14 protein-coding genes are annotated in these 16,713 nt (G+C 30.1%); 8 read left to right on the top strand and 6 right to left on the bottom strand.

What is annotated here, in order from left to right:
• The first annotated feature begins 194 nt into the window (after positions 1 to 194).
• The 3 genes from LX78_RS11815 to LX78_RS11825 all read left to right on the top strand — a co-directional run bounded on the left by LX78_RS11815 (position 195) and on the right by LX78_RS11825 (position 4,960).
• Positions 195 to 1,769, top strand: coding sequence for a serine hydrolase (locus LX78_RS11815; protein ID WP_109682869.1), 1,575 nt, complete (start codon positions 195 to 197; stop codon positions 1,767 to 1,769).
• Positions 1,770 to 1,794: 25 nt separating this feature from the next.
• A complete protein-coding gene (gene cls / locus LX78_RS11820) occupies positions 1,795 to 3,252 on the top strand; it encodes a cardiolipin synthase (RefSeq protein ID WP_109682870.1) in 1,458 nt (485 codons plus the stop codon).
• Between the two features lie 70 nt (positions 3,253 to 3,322).
• A complete protein-coding gene (locus tag LX78_RS11825) occupies positions 3,323 to 4,960 on the top strand; it encodes an ABC-F family ATP-binding cassette domain-containing protein (RefSeq protein ID WP_109682871.1) in 1,638 nt (545 codons plus the stop codon).
• Positions 4,961 to 4,962: 2 nt separating this feature from the next.
• On the opposite strand, the gene LX78_RS11830 is transcribed toward LX78_RS11825, so the two are convergent.
• Complete coding sequence (locus tag LX78_RS11830; protein WP_109682872.1) at positions 4,963 to 5,199, bottom strand: hypothetical protein; 237 nt, start codon at positions 5,197 to 5,199, stop codon at positions 4,963 to 4,965.
• Positions 5,192 to 5,647: an SRPBCC family protein gene (locus tag LX78_RS11835; protein WP_109682873.1), complete on the bottom strand. Its 456-nt coding sequence runs from the start codon at positions 5,645 to 5,647 to the stop codon at positions 5,192 to 5,194. Before LX78_RS11835 ends, LX78_RS11830 begins: the two co-directional genes overlap by 8 nt.
• Positions 5,648 to 5,808: 161 nt before the next feature.
• Between LX78_RS11835 and LX78_RS11840 the strand changes: the two genes are divergently transcribed.
• The 5 genes from LX78_RS11840 to LX78_RS11860 all read left to right on the top strand — a co-directional run bounded on the left by LX78_RS11840 (position 5,809) and on the right by LX78_RS11860 (position 13,516).
• A complete protein-coding gene (locus LX78_RS11840; protein WP_109682874.1) occupies positions 5,809 to 7,758 on the top strand; it encodes a peptidylprolyl isomerase in 1,950 nt (649 codons plus the stop codon).
• A 1-nt stretch (position 7,759) separates the two neighbouring features.
• Entirely contained in the window at positions 7,760 to 8,620 is an 861-nt protein-coding gene (locus tag LX78_RS11845) for a peptidylprolyl isomerase (RefSeq protein ID WP_109682875.1), read from the top strand.
• On the top strand, positions 8,583 to 10,031 hold the full coding sequence (locus LX78_RS11850; RefSeq protein ID WP_109682876.1) for a peptidylprolyl isomerase: 1,449 nt from the start codon (positions 8,583 to 8,585) through the stop codon (positions 10,029 to 10,031). Before LX78_RS11845 ends, LX78_RS11850 begins: the two co-directional genes overlap by 38 nt.
• Positions 10,032 to 10,033: 2 nt before the next feature.
• Positions 10,034 to 10,987 (top strand): AAA family ATPase, encoded by a 954-nt coding sequence (locus LX78_RS11855; protein WP_109682877.1) that lies wholly within the window; start codon positions 10,034 to 10,036, stop codon positions 10,985 to 10,987.
• A gap of 264 nt (positions 10,988 to 11,251) precedes the next feature.
• Entirely contained in the window at positions 11,252 to 13,516 is a 2,265-nt protein-coding gene (locus LX78_RS11860) for an aconitate hydratase (protein WP_109682878.1), read from the top strand.
• 83 nt (positions 13,517 to 13,599) lie between these two features.
• Here LX78_RS11860 and LX78_RS11865 read toward each other — a convergent pair whose 3' ends face one another.
• The 4 genes from LX78_RS11865 to LX78_RS11880 all read right to left on the bottom strand — a co-directional run bounded on the left by LX78_RS11865 (position 13,600) and on the right by LX78_RS11880 (position 16,668).
• On the bottom strand, positions 13,600 to 14,172 hold the full coding sequence (locus LX78_RS11865) for a porin family protein (protein ID WP_146192578.1): 573 nt from the start codon (positions 14,170 to 14,172) through the stop codon (positions 13,600 to 13,602).
• Between the two features lie 82 nt (positions 14,173 to 14,254).
• Positions 14,255 to 15,319 (bottom strand): nucleotidyltransferase family protein, encoded by a 1,065-nt coding sequence (locus LX78_RS11870; protein ID WP_109682880.1) that lies wholly within the window; start codon positions 15,317 to 15,319, stop codon positions 14,255 to 14,257.
• 15 nt (positions 15,320 to 15,334) lie between these two features.
• Positions 15,335 to 16,465 carry a phosphoenolpyruvate carboxykinase (ATP) gene (locus LX78_RS11875; RefSeq protein WP_109682881.1) on the bottom strand — a complete coding sequence of 377 codons (1,131 nt, stop codon included), beginning with the start codon at positions 16,463 to 16,465 and terminating at the stop codon, positions 15,335 to 15,337.
• Between the two features lie 2 nt (positions 16,466 to 16,467).
• The gene (locus LX78_RS11880) at positions 16,468 to 16,668 is read right to left on the bottom strand and encodes a hypothetical protein (RefSeq protein ID WP_109682882.1); all 201 of its coding nucleotides are present in this window, start codon (positions 16,666 to 16,668) and stop codon (positions 16,468 to 16,470) included.
• Positions 16,669 to 16,713 lie beyond the last annotated feature (45 nt).

Genomic DNA, 16,713 nt, shown 5'->3' on the forward strand with positions numbered 1-16,713 from the left:
CAAATATATAAATATATCTATGAAATGCAAAAAAATCCGATGAAATGATATTTTGTAAGAAAAAAGTACAAAGAATTATTTTCTAATAATTAAATAAAAAACTTTTATAAATGTTGATTAACTCTCAATGTGTATAGGATTTTAGTCATGAAACATTTATCTTTAAAAATTAAGTAAAAAATAAAAAACCAACCATGAAATTATTTAAAAAAAAATATGTCCTGCTGACAATAACTTTCTTTGTTATTGCTCATATTACGGTATTTGCACAACTTACCTCAACTGAAGTAGACGAATTAGTAAATACTGCTATTGAAAAATTTAATGTAGCTGGTACAGCTGTCGCTATTGTTAAAGATGGCAAAATTATCCATGAAAAAGGATATGGTGTTATTTCAAAGAAAACCAATGTAAAAGTAAATGAGCATACCAATTTTGCTATTGCATCTAATAGTAAAGCATTTACCACTACAGCTTTAGCTCTATTAGTAGAAGATGGAAAAATTAAATGGACAGACAAAGTTGTAGACCATATTCCAGAATTTAAAATGTATAATGCTTATGTAACCGAAAATTTTAATATTCAAGACTTACTTACTCATAGAAGTGGTTTAGGCCTTGGGGTTGGAGATTTAATGTTTTTTCCTGATGGATCAGATTTCAATATAGACGATTTACTTTCAGCTTTTCAATATTTTAAACCTGTTTCAGCTTTTAGAACACAATTTGATTACGACAACCTATTATATATAGTTGCTGGAGAATTGATAGCTAGAGTAAGTGGTATAACATGGGAAGAATTTATAACGACTAGAATTTTCGAACCTTTAAATATGGATAATTCTTATGCTGGTTTAGGTTTAATAAAAGACACAGGAAACTTAGCTTTACCTCACTCAACAACAAGTGGAGATTTTGTAGTGTTACCAAATTTTAAAGAAATGATTAATGGCTCAGCTGGGGGCATTTATGCTAATGTGAACGATATCTCTCAATGGATGCTTATGCACCTAAACCAAGGTAAGTATGGAGATAGTTTAAAAAACCAATTATTTTCAGTTGAAAGTCAGTATGAAATGTGGAAAATTCATACAACAACAGATGTAAGTAGAAATCCACGTTATAATTCTCATTTTTCTGGTTACGGTTTAGGTTGGGATTTAGAAGATAAAAAAGGGAACATGATTGTATCTCATACAGGAGGTCTTCCAGGTATGTTAAGCAGAACTGTATTAATTCCAGATTTAAATGTAGGTATTGTGGTGCTAACAAATACGGAGCCTGGTGGAGCTGGTGTTTTTATGGCTGTTTCTAGAACAATAGTAGATAGTTATTTAGGTTTAGACGATTTTCAATGGACAGACAAGTTTTACAATTATTTAACTGCTAGAGAAGCAAGTGGAGATGAAGTTACTAAACAAGTTTGGGAAACAGTTGAAGCAAATAAAAATGTAAAAATTAATGAAGCAGATTACATTGGTGTCTATAAAGATAATTGGTTTGGTAACATGGAGGTTTTTAAGAAAGGAAATCAGCTATGGATTAAATCTTATAGATCTCCTAAGTTAAATGGACCTTTACAGTTCTATAAAGCTAATACGTTTACCATTAAATGGGAATATCAAGATATGAATGCAGATGCTTTTGCAATGTTTTCTTTAGATGAAAATGGCAAAGCTCAAAGTATTAAAATGAAAGGTATATCACCAAACATCGATTTTAGTTTCGATTTTCACGATTTAGATTTACAAAGAGTAAAAGAAGAATAATTCTTTATTAAATTACTTTTTTTCAATGAGTTTACTGCTAGTTTCAGAAATTGTTTACATTATCATTTTACTGTTAGTGTGTTTTCGTGTTATTTTCGATACTCAGAACACAACTAAAACATTAGCATATTTGTTATTAGTAATTTTTGTGCCAATAGCTGGTATAATATTTTACTTTTCTTTTGGTGTAAATTATCGAATAAGAAAAATATACGATAAGAAATTGCTCACAAACACACAACTCCAAAATAATCTTGAAACAGAGCTTATAAAATATTCAAAAGGAGTTTTAAAAGAAGGAGATGAAACGATCCAAGAAAGCACAAAATTAGTCAACCTTATTTTAAAAGAGAATTTTAGTCCTTTAACTAATAATAACGATGTTAAACTACTTATTAATGGAGAATCCAAATTCCCAGTAGTAATTGAATGTCTTAAAAATGCTAATAAGCATATCCATATTGAATATTATATTTTTGAGGATGACAATATTGGAAATCAAATTATTGAGATATTAATAGATAAAGCAAAAGCTGGCTTAAAAGTGCGTTTTATTTACGATGATTTTGGAAGTCGTTCTATTAGAAATAAACAAGTAAAAAGATTAAAAGAAGCTGGTGTAGAAATATTTCCTTTTTATAAAATAAAGCTCATTGCTTTCGCTAATAGAATAAATTATCGTAATCACAGGAAAATTATTGTTATAGATGGTCATACGTCATTTGTTGGTGGTATTAATGTTAGTGATAAATATATAAATTCAGAGTCAAATAAGAATGAATTATATTGGAGAGATACACACTTAAAAATATATGGTCCAGCAACTTGGTATTTGCAATATCTTTTTTTATGTGATTGGAATTTCTGTGCAAAAGATAATGTGGAATTAAATAATCAATTATTTCCTCAAGTCAAGACCTTTCAGTCAAATCAAGATAAGCATGTTCAAATTACTGCAAGTGGACCAGATTCCGATGTGCCAACTATACTCTTTGCATTATTGCAAGCTATAAATTTAGCTGAAAAAGAGGTGTTAATTACTACACCATACTTTATACCTAGTAATAGTATTAAGGATGCCATACTTATTTCTGCGAAAAGTGGTGTAAAAGTTAAGCTTATTATTCCAGGTGTTTCAGATTCTAAATTGGTTAATGCAGCAGCAAGCTCTTATTACTCACCTTTGTTAGAGTCTGGTGTAGAGATATATAGATATAATAAAGGGTTTGTTCACGCTAAAACAATGGTAATTGATAATGAAATAGCTATTGTAGGAACAGCAAATATGGATGTTAGAAGTTTTGATCTTAATTTTGAAGTTAATGCTGTAGTTTATGATGAAGATACAGCTAACCAATTAAGAGCAGCTTTTTATAACGATATACTTGACTCAACTAAAATTGATTTAAAAGTATGGAATAGCAGATCTTTGTTTCAAAAATTTCTAGAAAAATTAGCTCGTTTGTTTTCTCCAATGCTATAACTTTATTCTGTCTTCAATTGTTAATAATCAAGATTCTTTTCCATAATTTTGCCTACTTAAAAAATATACAATGATTTCAATAGATGCATTAGCAGTTGAGTTTAGTGGTCAAACCTTGTTTAAAGACGTTTCTTTTGTTATAAATGAAAACGATAAGATTGCTCTTATGGGTAAAAATGGTGCTGGAAAATCAACTATGATGAAAATTATTGCTGGAAAACAAAAAGCATCTCGTGGACATGTTAGATGTCCAAAAGAAGCCGTTATTGCTTATCTGCCACAACATTTATTAACAGAAGATAATTGTACAGTTTTTGAAGAAGCCTCTAAAGCATTCGAACATGTTTTTATAATGCAAAATGAAATGGAAAGCCTTAATAAGGCTTTAGAAACCAGAACAGATTACGAGTCTGATGAGTATATGTCTATTATCGAAAAAGTATCAGATCTAGGAGAAAAATTTTATGCACTAGAAGATGTAAATTACGATGCTGAAGTAGAGAAAGCTCTAGGAGGTCTTGGTTTTAAACGTGAAGATTTTAATAGATTAACAAGTGAGTTTAGTGGAGGTTGGCGAATGCGAATCGAATTAGCTAAAATTCTACTTCAAAAGCCAGATTTAATCCTTCTAGATGAACCTACAAATCATATCGATATAGAATCTGTTATTTGGCTTGAAGATTTTTTAGTTAATAAAGCCAAAGCTGTTATGGTTATTTCTCATGATAAAGCATTTATAGATAATATAACAAATAGAACTATAGAAGTTACAATGGGTCGTATTTACGATTATAAAGCTAATTATTCTCATTACTTGCAGTTAAGAGAAGAAAGACGTGCTAGCCAAGTAAAAGCCTATCAAGAGCAACAAAAATTTATTGCAGACAATATGGCCTTTATTGAACGTTTTAAAGGCACCTATTCTAAAACAAATCAAGTAAGCTCTAGAGAGAGAATGCTTGAAAAATTAGAAGTTATTGAAATAGACGAAATAGATAATTCATCTTTAAAATTACGTTTTCCTCCAGCACAACGTTCAGGAGATTATCCAGTAACTGTTCAAGATTTAACAAAGACTTATGGAGATCACGTGGTGTTTAAAAACGCAAACATGTCTATCTCAAGAGGAGAAAAAGTGTCTTTTGTAGGAAGAAATGGAGAAGGGAAATCGACAATGATTAAAGCCATTATGGGAGAGATTGATTTTCAAGGAAAATGTAGTTTAGGTCATAATGTTAAAGTGGGATATTTTGCACAGAATCAAGCTTCCTTATTAGATGAAGGTTTAACGGTTTTCCAAACAGTAGACGAGGTTGCAGAAGGAGATGTGAGAACTCAAATTAAAAACATATTAGGACGCTTTATGTTTAGTGGAGACGATATAGATAAAAAAGTAAGTGTGCTTTCTGGTGGTGAAAAAACCAGATTAGCAATGGTTAAATTACTTCTTGAGCCAGTAAACTTGCTTATACTAGATGAACCCACGAATCATTTAGATTTAAAATCCAAAGATGTTTTAAAAGAAGCTTTAATGGCTTTCGATGGTACTTTAATTTTAGTGTCTCACGATAGAGATTTTTTACAAGGACTATCGGAAAAAGTATTCGAATTTAAAGACCAAAGAGTTATTGAACATTTCGAGACTATTGATGCTTTTTTAATTAGAAACAGAATTGAAAATCTAAAAGAAATCGATTTAAAGAAATAATACTATTCTTCATATACTTGTCCTCGATGAGGTTTCAATGCATCACGAACAGGTTTCATGTCTGCTTCTTTTACAACCATATAAGCAATAGTGTGCATGTTGTTTATTAACTCAAAACCTGTAATGTTAGTATCTAGGTTTTTGATGGTTATGTATTCCTTTAAGTGTATTTCGTGATGTTCTGCTGTTTTAGCAGAATTAGGGCCTCTAAAATCCCAGATTAATTTTAATTTACGCATTAGCTACAGAAGTTCCTTTTTCAGCAAAATTTTTAAAATCTTGCATGTATGTTTTAGATTGTTTTTTAAAAGCGCTAGGCATTATCAAGGTCATCATTCTAAGCATAAAACCAGTTGGAATGAATTCGCTTTTAGAAATCCATTTTGTTTGCCCATCCATTGTTTCTTCAAAATAGTTTTCTTGAATATTATGCATCCCTTTCGTATCATAGTTAACATGAAATTCATGAGGCATTTTTTTATGTGTTATAGTCTCAATTAATTCCATATCTCGTTTACCCATTTTATAGAGTAATTTCATTTTGGCTCCAATATCTCCAGGAGTTCCTGAAATATAATCATAACCAACTAAACCTCTTTGCCAGTGTTTCATGTTTTCAGGATTATCTAACTTTTTAATAAATGCTTCCAAAGGAATATTAACTATTATTTCTGTGGTGTATTTCATAATTATTTCAGTTTCAATAACTACAAGATACAATAAATAAAAGGCTATTAAAAGCCAAGCATAAACAGATACTAAAAAACTTTCTAAACCGTTTGTTAATGCAGCTTGTATTAATGGTTAATATTACTACTTTTGCAACAGTGTAAAATAAATTAAATAACATGCAAAAATATTTTTTAGTAGTCGTTTTTTCTTTGTGTTTTTTCTTAAATAATGCACAGAACTCAAAAGATGAAATTTTGTTTACTGTAGATAATGATCCGGTTTATGTTTCAGAATTTACAAGAGTTTTCAATAAAAATATTGATTTAGTTAAAGATGAATCGCAAAAAGATGTCGATGAGTATTTAAAACTTTTTGTTAATTATAAACTAAAATTAAAAGAAGCTCATGCCTTGGGTTTAGATGAAAAACCTTCGTACAAAAACGAATTGGCAAATTATAAATCACAATTAGCTAAAAACTATTTAACAGATTCTAAAGTAACAGATGAGCTAGTTGAAGAGGCTTATTACAGAACGGTTAATGAAGTAAAGGCAAGTCATATTTTAATTAGATTATCCGACAATCCAACTCCTGAAGATACTTTAACTGCTTATAACGATTTAATCAAGCTGAGAGAAAGAGTAATTAGTGAGGGATTTGAGCAAGTAAAAAGTCAAGTACATAATGGTAAAACCATTTACGCTGAAGATTTAGGATATTTTACTGGATTTAAAATGGTTTACGATTTTGAAACTGCAGCATACAATACAAATGTTGGTGAAGTGTCAATGCCTTTTAAAACTAGATTTGGTTACCATATAGTAATTGTACAAGATAAGCGAGCTTCTAGAGGAGAAAGAACGGTTGCTCATATTATGATAAATGAATCTAGAAAAGATTCATTACAAGAAAGTGCAAAACAAAGAATTAACGATATTTATTTAAAACTTCAGCAAGGTGAAGATTTTGAGTCTTTAGCAAAACAATTTTCCGAAGACCAAAGTTCTGCAAGTAAAGGTGGTATGTTATCACCATTTAGTGGTGGGCAATTAACTTCTATTGAGTTTGAAAACCAAGCTTTTAGTCTTGAGAAAGTTGGAGATATTTCTAAACCTTTTAAAACAGAATTCGGTTGGCATATAATAAAGTTATATAATAAAAAGTCCGTTGAAAGTTATGAGAGTATGAAAGGAGAATTAGAAGAAAAAGTAAAAAAAGATTCTCGTTCTCAGCTTATAAATTCAGCTTTAACAAATAAGCTTAAAAAGCAATATTTAGAAACCGATAAACAACCAGATTTAAGTTATTTTGTTTCTATTTTAAATGATGGTTATTTTTCTGGAAAATGGGCTTTACCACAAGATTTTAAAGCAAATAGTCCACTTATTAAAATAGGAACTAAGCAAATTACAAATGAAGCGTTTGGTGCATATTTAGAAAAAAATCAAAGGCGTAATATGCCAAAGGTTGATTTCAATAAACTAGTGTCTGATAGTTATGAGCAATTTTTAGAAAAACAATTGCTTCAGTATAAGGAAGAACAGTTAGCTTTTGAAAATCCAGATTTTGCATACATAGTTGAAGAGTATAGAGATGGTCTTTTGTTATTCGATTTAATGGAAACAGAAATCTGGAATGCAGCTAAGAAAGATTCAGTAGGATTAAATAATTTCTATAACGATAATAAAGAAAGTTACTTCTGGAATAAAAGAGTAGATGCAGTTGTTGCATCTTCTGCTAAAAAAGCAACTATTAAAAAAGTTGAAAAATTATTACGTGAAAACAAATCACCAGAACAAATTAAATTAGAATTGAACTCAGAGAATTCAATCGATGTTATTTTTTCTTCGGGTATAATGGATGCACAACACCAATCTTTACCTTCAGACTTTAAATTTAATACAGGTATTTCAGAAATATATAAATTTAACGATGCCTATATAGTTGCAGATGTTAAGGAAGTATTGCCAAAAGAATTAAAAACTTTCGATGAAGCCAGAGGAATGGTTATAAGCGATTTTCAAAATTATAAAGAAGCCAACTGGATTTTAGATTTAGAGAAAAAATACACAGTAACTATCAATCAAGATGTTCTTGCTAAAGTTAAGGCGCAATTAAATAATTAATTTGAAGTTAAAAACTAAAATATTATATCTATTACCAGTTTTATATCTGTTGGTTTCTTGCGATTTTTTTAAAGAAACAGACGATAGGATTCCTATTGCCAGAGTTCATGAAACGTATCTTTACGAAGAAGATGTTAAAGACTTATTAAAAGACGGTATGTCTGTCCAAGATAGTACAATGGTTGTCTCTAGTTATATAAATGACTGGGCAAAAGAGCAATTACTGGTTAGAGGAGCTAAACGAAATTTAACCGAAGCCAAACAAGAAGTTTTTAATAAATTAGCCTTAGAATACAAAAACGAACTTTATACAAAAGCCTATTTAGAAGCCTTAGTAGCAAAAAACCTAGATACTGTAATAACTTTAGAAGAAGCTGAAGCTTATTATAACAAGAATAAACAAGTATTTAGATTAAACGAAGATTTAATAAAGCTTAGGTACATTAATTTAGAAGAAAATAGATTAGACTTAAAAGAATTAGAACAAAAATTTAAGAGGTTTAATAATGAGGATAAAAAGGAGTTAGATTCTATCTCTATACAGTTTAAATCTTATTCATTAAAAGATTCTGTTTGGGTAAAAGTAGATCAAGTTGTAGATAAAATTCCAGCAATTACAACCGAAAATAAAAGTGAACTGTTAAAAATATCTAATTTTATACAACTCAAAGATTCATTAGGATTATATTTGGTGCATATTAACGATGTTTTGTTTAGAAACAATACAGCTCCATTAGAATATGTAAAGCCAACTATAGACAAAATCGTTATAAATAAAAGAAAATTAGAGCTCATAAGAGAGTTAGAAAAAGACATTACAAAAGATGCTATTAAAAATAAAAAATTTGAAATCTATAATTAAATTTAACCAGTACTTACTAATATGTTTAACATGCTTAGTAACTCAAGTAGTTTCCTCTCAAATAATTATTGAAGAAGATGAAGTAGTAGAAGTAGAAACAGACACTATTGACAGATCTCAATCTAGAAAAATAGATGGAGTAGCAGCAGTTGTAGGTGAATATATTATTCTTGATTCGGATATTGATAATACTATTTTACAATTAAAAGCTCAAGGTGCATCTATGGAAGGTGTAACACGTTGTCAGCTTTTCGGAAAACTATTAGAAGATAAACTATACGCACATCAAGCAGTACAAGATAGTGTTGTAGTTTCTGATGCAGAAATTCGTTCTGCTGTAGATTATCAATTGCAACAATTTCTGGATCAGTCAGGTAAAACCATGGAAGAGCTTATTGCTTTTTATAATAAAGCAGATGAAAAAAGTTTTAGAGACGAAATGTTCGAGATTAACAAGAGCAATAAGTTGGCAAGCGAAATGCAAAGAAAAATTATTGAAGAAGTTGAGGTAACTCCAGAGGAAGTTAGACAATTCTACAGTAAAATTCCTGTAGAAGAAAGACCAACTTTCGGTACAGAATTAAAAGTTTCTCAAATAGTAATTGAACCAGAGGTTTCTGAAGAAAACAAACAAAAAGCCATTGATCAATTAAAACAGTTTAAAGCAGATATTATAGAAAATGGAGCTAGTTTTCGTCAAAAAGTAGTCTTATATACAGACGATACAGAGTCCATTAAAACAGGTGGTCTTTATACATTATACAGAAAAAAACCTAGAATGGTAAAAGAGTTTAGAGATGTTGCTTTCTCATTACAGGAAGGTGAAATTTCAGAACCTTTCGAAACTGAGTTTGGTTACCATATTATTTATTTAGAAAAAATTAGAGGTCAGGAATTCGATGTACGTCATATTTTAATAATGCCTGAAGTATCTCAAGATGCTGTTCTGGCTGCAAAGTCAGAAATTGAAACTATTAGACAACGTATTGTTGATGGAGATATTTCTTTTGCAGAAGCTGCTTTAGAATTTAGTGATGAAAAAGAAACAAAAAGTGAAGGAGGTCTATTAATTAATCCTGCAACTCAAGATTATAATTTCGAGCTTACTAGAATGGATCCAGAATTATATGGTCAAATTCAAGATTTAAAAGATAACGAGGTTAGTTTAATAATTACAGATAGAGGTAGAACTGGAAATGTAAAATTTAAAATAATGATGGTAAGCGATAGAATAGACGAGCACGTAGCAGACTTTTCTAGAGATTATTTGAAAATTAAAGAATTGGCTCTAAACGAAAAACGTTTTAAGGTTATTGAAGAATGGCAAGAAGAAAAAATTATGGAAACCTATATTAAAATTAATGGAGAGTATAGAGACTGTGAATTTTCTAGTAACTGGTTAAAAAAATAAATATGTCAGACGTTGCGAAAATAGAAGAATTAGTAAAAAAGTATCAAGCATTAAAAACTGAAATTGCCAAAATAATTGTTGGTCAAGATCAGGTTGTAAGTCAAATTCTAATTTCTATTTTCTCAGGTGGTCATGCATTATTAATCGGTGTTCCTGGTTTAGCAAAAACATTAATGGTTAATACCATTGCCCAAACTTTAGGTTTAGATTTTAAACGCATTCAATTTACACCAGATTTAATGCCTAGCGATATTCTAGGAAGCGAGATTCTGGATGAAAACAGACATTTTAAATTTATTAAAGGCCCTATTTTTGCTAATATTATTTTAGCAGACGAGATTAATAGAACACCACCTAAAACTCAAGCAGCTTTACTTGAAGCCATGCAAGAACGTTCTGTTACAGTTGCTGGACATAATTACAACTTAAGCTTACCTTATTTTGTATTGGCAACACAAAACCCAATAGAGCAAGAAGGAACTTATCCATTACCTGAAGCACAATTAGATAGGTTCATGTTTGCTGTTAATTTAGATTATCCTTCTTTTGAAGAAGAAGTACAAGTTGTTAAAACAACTACAACAGATGTACAAGCTACAGTCAATTCGTTATTTTCTGCTCAGGAAATTATAGATATTCAACATTTAATCCGAAGAATTCCCGTTGCAGATAATGTTATCGAGTATGCTGTTAGAATGGTTGGAAAAACAAGACCAAATAGCAAAGAGGCAACAGATTTAGTAAAAAACTACATTGATTGGGGAGCTGGACCAAGAGCATCACAAAATTTAATTTTAGCAGCAAAAACTCATGCAGCTATTAATGGGAAATTTTCACCTGATATAGAAAATGTTCAAGCAGTTGCTGGAAGTATTCTAAGACACAGAATTATTAAAAATTATAAAGCAGAAGCCGAAGGTATTTCAGAAGAGCAGATTATTAAAAGTTTGTTCTAAATATTACCTTAATAAATTACTCTTTTTTTAATTTCTAATCAGTTTTTCTTCATTTAGAATCATTAATCATAATTTTACAATTATTAATTTATTATTTTATAGCATAATAAATTACGAAATCATTAATATAATACCTAATTATTCATATTTTATTGAATTATATTCAATGATTAATCGATTTTGTTACATATTTTTAAATCTCCTATAAAATTTGTAATTTTGCAAGACCTTAATTAATTATTAATAATCTTATAAATAAAACATATGGCATTCGATATTGAAATGATAAAGAAAGTTTATTCTACAATGGCAGAACGTGTAGACAAAGCAAGAGAAATTGTAGGAAAACCATTAACACTTTCTGAAAAGATTTTATATTCTCACTTATGGGATGGAACTCCTACCAAAGCATTTCAAAGAGGTAAAGATTATGTAGATTTTGCACCAGATCGTATTGCATTGCAAGATGCTACAGCGCAAATGGCATTATTGCAGTTTATGCAAGCAGGAAAAGCTAAAGTTGCAGTTCCTACTACAACGCATTGCGATCACTTAATCCAAGCGAAACAAGGTGCTGTACCAGATTTAAAACGTGCTAATGAAACCAGTAATGAGGTTTTCGACTTTTTAGCATCCGTTTCTAATAAATATGGTCTTGGTTTCTGGAAACCAGGAGCTGGAATTATTCATCAAGTAGTTTTAGAAAATTATGCATTTCCTGGTGGAATGATGATTGGTACAGATTCTCATACTGTTAACGCAGGAGGTTTAGGAATGGTAGCAATTGGTGTAGGTGGAGCAGATGCTGTAGATGTTATGGCAGGAATGGCTTGGGAATTAAAATTCCCGAAACTAATAGGTGTTAAATTAACAGGTAGCTTAAATGGTTGGACATCTGCAAAAGATGTAATCCTTAAAGTTGCTGGCATTCTTACTGTAAAAGGTGGAACAGGTGCCATTGTTGAATATTTTGGCCCTGGTGCTAAAAATTTATCTTGTACAGGAAAAGGAACTATTTGTAATATGGGAGCAGAAATAGGAGCTACTACTTCAACTTTTGGTTACGACGATTCTATGGAACGTTATTTACGTGCTACAGATAGAAATGATATTGCTGATGAAGCAAATAAAATCCGTGAATATTTAACAGGAGATGATGAAGTATACGCGTCTCCAGAACAATATTTTGATCAAGTTATCGAAATCGATTTAGATACCTTACGCCCACATTTAAATGGACCTTTTACCCCAGATTTAGCAACAGAAGTTGGTGATCTTGGTGAAAAAGCAAGAAAAAACGATTGGCCTTTAAAAGTTGATTGGGGACTTATAGGTTCTTGTACTAATAGTTCTTATGAAGATTTAACTCGCGCAGCTTCAATTGCTAAACAAGCAGTTGATAAAAATATTAAAGCCAAATCCGATTTTGGAATTAATCCAGGTTCTGAGCAAATTCGTTTTACAGCAGAACGAGATGGCGTTTTAAAAATATTTGAAGATTTAAATGCCACTATCTTTACAAATGCTTGTGGACCTTGTATTGGACAATGGGATAGAAGCGATAGGAAGGGAGATGAAAAAAATACCATTGTACACTCTTTTAACAGAAACTTCTCAAAGCGTGCCGATGGTAACCCTAACACACATGCTTTTGTAGGATCTCCAGAAATGGTTGCGGCAATCGCCATTTCAGGAAGATTGGATTTTGATCCAATGAATGATACGTTAATTAATGAAGATGGTCAAGAAATTAAATTAGATGAACCAAAAGGACTTGAATTACCACCATTAGGGTTTGATGTTAAAGAATCTGGTTATGTAGAGCCTGTTAAAGATGGAAGTAAAGTAGATGTATCTGTTAATCCAAATTCAGAGCGCTTACAATTATTAGAGCCTTTTACACCTATTGGAAATAAAATTACAGGTGCTAAATTATTAATTAAAGCTTTCGGGAAATGTACAACCGACCATATCTCTATGGCTGGACCTTGGTTACGTTTTAGAGGACATTTAGATAATATTTCTAATAACATGTTAATTGGGGCTGTTAATGCATTTGGTAAGAAAACCAATTTTGTAAAAAACCAATTAACTGGTGAATTTGGTGGTGTTCCAGATGTAGCAAGAGATTATAAAGCAAAAGGAATATATTCAATAGTAGTTGGAGACCATAACTACGGTGAAGGTTCTTCTCGTGAACATGCTGCTATGGAACCAAGACATTTAGGTGTTGCAGCAGTTTTAGTAAAATCGTTTGCTCGTATTCATGAAACAAACCTTAAAAAACAAGGGATGTTAGGTTTAACCTTTGCTAATGAATCTGATTACGATTTAATTCAGGAAGACGATACAATTAATTTCCTAGATTTAAACGAATTTGCTCCTGGTAAACCTTTAAAATTAGAGTTTGTTCATGCAGATGGAAGTAAAAATGTAATTGTTGCTAACCATACTTACAATCAATCTCAAATAGATTGGTATAATGAAGGTTCTGCTTTAAATTTAATTAAGAAAGAAAATGCTTCATAAGGTTTTAAGAAGTTGAAATTTATAAAAAAAACTCCTGAAGCAATTCAGGAGTTTTTTGTATTATATATAAATGAAAAGAATATTTAGAATCTATAAATAACTTCTGCACTATGTTGAATATAGTTTTTTAAATAAGCCCATTCTGAGAATCCCCATTTCCCCATTGTTTGAAGTCTTAAACCAATGTTGTTTTCGAGCCAAAATTGAAATCCAAGTCCAAGATTAAATGTAGCAGTATTATAACTTCCTACATTAGTAAAACCAACGCCTGTAATTGCATAACCTTGAAACCAATTCAATTGGTATGTAGGCATAAACAATTGATCATAATAAAATTTTGCAGCTCCATCAATTGCAAATAATGTTTTATTTTCTAATAAATAGCCATTGTTTTGTAAATTAGAGTTTTCTAATGTGTTTAAAGATAAAGAGAAATTTGCAGCCCAAAAATTAGTGAAACGTCTTTCAGCTCCAACTATAAGAGGATTTTTAAAATTCCAATTTTTCGTATCAAAAGGCTCACTAAATCTGAAACCATCATTGTCTACAATATTTATACCTAAACTAATTGTCCAAGGGTAATCAGTAACTGGTTCTGATTGGCTGAACCCATACGTGCTAATTAAAAGGCAAATTGATAAGAATAATTTGTTCATAATGTATTTTAAAGTAAAAATAAGATTATTTGTGTCATCATCAAAAATAATAATCAAATATATAACAAAAAGTCATAATCGATTAAATTCTTGGTTTTTTTAATAATTTAAAAATACGCTTTTGGTCAGAAATAACGTCTTTCCTATAATTCTTATTCATAATAAATTGATAAAAACGGTTTAATAGGATGTTTAAAAAGAGTAATTTGTTTAATATCCTATCCATAAAAGTGGAAAGGATTTGATTTTTAAGCCTATATTTTAAAAATTTTAATTTAAGACCTCTTGTCTTAATACTGTCTAACTCAATATCTTCAAAAAAGATGGATAGGATTAAATAATAGCTTCTAATATATGAATTTTTCAATTCGTCCTTAATTGAAAGTTTTTGATGTGTGTTTAAAATAATTAAACTATCATAAGCACTTCTAAATCCAATTCTTGAATAATAATAACCCTTATCATTAATTTGCCAATTTAGAATGTTATGCTGTAATAGATCTTTGTTAGAAGGAATATAAACACCATTTGTTAGTTGTTTATTCAATAAGAGGTCTTCTGGGAGCAGATGATTTGTTTTTCTACTATTAAATAATCTTCTATGTATTTCCACAGCTGCTAAACCTTCTTTTGGGATTAATCGAGGTAAATGTTTATGTTCTATGTATTTATGTAAAGGCGATTCATCGGCTGAATCAAATTCGTTATTAAGCAGTAATTGATAAGCTTTATCAATATCTTTAGTATCAACCAGTATATCAATATCTGCTATCATTCTTTCACCAGCGTCTTTAAAATAGTTAGCTGATAATAAAGCCATTCCTTTTAAAAAGATATGATTTATTTTATGGGTTTGAAATAGCCTGCTTATTTCATTGGCATCATTAAGAAGCGATAAATTTCTATTCCTATTAATATTTGTTAGTTCTTCTAGATATTCTTTAAGCTCGAATGGCAATACATCTAAAAGAGACTTTTGTTTTAAACGAATATAAAGTGTTGGTAAAATAAGATGTCTGCTACCAAGCTCTACAAGGGTATCCCAATCAAATGAGGGTTCAGACAAGGTTTTTTTTAACAAAACTAAATCACTCTTATAACTCAAGATAGAAGCAATGACTTTATGAGCATTATAGGGAGTAATCATTTTTATTAAAGTGTTTTATTTTTTTAATATATTCTTAAATTCTAGTACTACTTCCTCAGAATCATGATAAGTTAATTTATAGAAATTACAAGTTTCTAACCAATTAAGAAAATATTCTGCATTTTCAGGTACAGGAGATATCCAAGAATCTGGTATTAAGATATTTAATATTTTTTCAGCACTAATCTCTTTTAATGATGATTTAGCATGAGGATTATATTCAACTAAAATAATTTTTTTGCAAGTAATGGGTTTTTCAACATTATTAATTGGAACAACATATTTTAGGTTTCCTTTTTTTATATTAGATGAAGTACTATAACTAAAAGTAATTTTATCTAAAAGGGTGTCTAACACATGAAACGAACCAGTTTTCATTGAAATTGCTGATGGATAGTGATGAATTTTTTGTGTTTTCGCCATTATTGGTGTAAAATCATCAGCAATTAAATTGTAACCATTAGCCATTAAAATTGTAGCCAAAGTGCTTTTGCCTTTTCCAGATTCACCAACTAACATGACTGCTTCCTTATTATTCGATATAGTTGAAGCATGAAAAGTACCTAACCAATCTGTTTCTTCACTACCTGTTAATGCACAAAGTAACTCCATGGCAAATCTACCTTGAAGTAGATGATATTCACTATGCTTGTAAGTGCCTTTATGTGTATTGTTTTTAAAGAAGTGAAACTCCTTTTCACTGCTATTAATGGAAAAAGTACAATCAACTTTTAGGTTAGGACTAGTATCTTCTAGATATGAAAATTGAGGGTGAATAATGCTTTTCTCGAATAGAGATTGGTAACTAACTTTTATAATCAAATTATTAAAATTATAAAAAACAGTTATAAAATAGGAGTCTGAATTATCTTTTAAATCAGAAGAAGTTGAGAGAGATGGTGTAGAATGAAGAGAAATTAATAATTGTTCAAATTCAGAATATAACTTTTTAGAGATTTCATTTGAAAACGTATCTAATAAGTTTATAGATGTATAAAATTCGCTATAATCTTTGCTTGTAATAAAACTAGACAATAGCGAATTATTCAAATCATTTAAGAGAATGTACTCGTTAGAATTTTTAAACCATAAAATATTAACTCCATGGATTTTACGACTTAAATAAGGAGATAATGAAAGCTTCAAAACTAATTAGTTCCAAAAACATCTTCTGGATCTTCTTCTTCCATTCTAAAGCCTCCTCCACCTGGATCTGGTGGTGATGAGGCATGAGCTTTTTTGGGGCTTAAAATAAGGAAAGTTCCAATTGCAGTTAAAGCTGCATATTTCCCCATTCTTTTTAGCGCTTCGTTACGCGTTATTTGATTTTTTGATAAGTCTTTATTCATGATGCAAATATAAAAATCATTTTATATAATTACTTTTAAAATACT

It is taken from the genome of Xanthomarina spongicola (assembly GCF_003148645.1).
Classification (GTDB): domain Bacteria; phylum Bacteroidota; class Bacteroidia; order Flavobacteriales; family Flavobacteriaceae; genus Xanthomarina; species Xanthomarina spongicola.

Coding starts and splice junctions, on each gene's coding strand:
- LX78_RS11815 (WP_109682869.1), top strand. CDS start 195: ATGAAATTATTTAAAAAAAAATATGTCCTGCTGACAATAACTTTCTTT.
- cls (WP_109682870.1), top strand. CDS start 1,795: ATGAGTTTACTGCTAGTTTCAGAAATTGTTTACATTATCATTTTACTG.
- LX78_RS11825 (WP_109682871.1), top strand. CDS start 3,323: ATGATTTCAATAGATGCATTAGCAGTTGAGTTTAGTGGTCAAACCTTG.
- LX78_RS11830 (WP_109682872.1), bottom strand. CDS start 5,199: ATGCGTAAATTAAAATTAATCTGGGATTTTAGAGGCCCTAATTCTGCT.
- LX78_RS11835 (WP_109682873.1), bottom strand. CDS start 5,647: ATGAAATACACCACAGAAATAATAGTTAATATTCCTTTGGAAGCATTT.
- LX78_RS11840 (WP_109682874.1), top strand. CDS start 5,809: ATGCAAAAATATTTTTTAGTAGTCGTTTTTTCTTTGTGTTTTTTCTTA.
- LX78_RS11850 (WP_109682876.1), top strand. CDS start 8,583: ATGCTATTAAAAATAAAAAATTTGAAATCTATAATTAAATTTAACCAG.
- LX78_RS11855 (WP_109682877.1), top strand. CDS start 10,034: ATGTCAGACGTTGCGAAAATAGAAGAATTAGTAAAAAAGTATCAAGCA.
- LX78_RS11860 (WP_109682878.1), top strand. CDS start 11,252: ATGGCATTCGATATTGAAATGATAAAGAAAGTTTATTCTACAATGGCA.
- LX78_RS11865 (WP_146192578.1), bottom strand. CDS start 14,172: ATGAACAAATTATTCTTATCAATTTGCCTTTTAATTAGCACGTATGGG.
- LX78_RS11870 (WP_109682880.1), bottom strand. CDS start 15,319: ATGATTACTCCCTATAATGCTCATAAAGTCATTGCTTCTATCTTGAGT.
- LX78_RS11880 (WP_109682882.1), bottom strand. CDS start 16,668: ATGAATAAAGACTTATCAAAAAATCAAATAACGCGTAACGAAGCGCTA.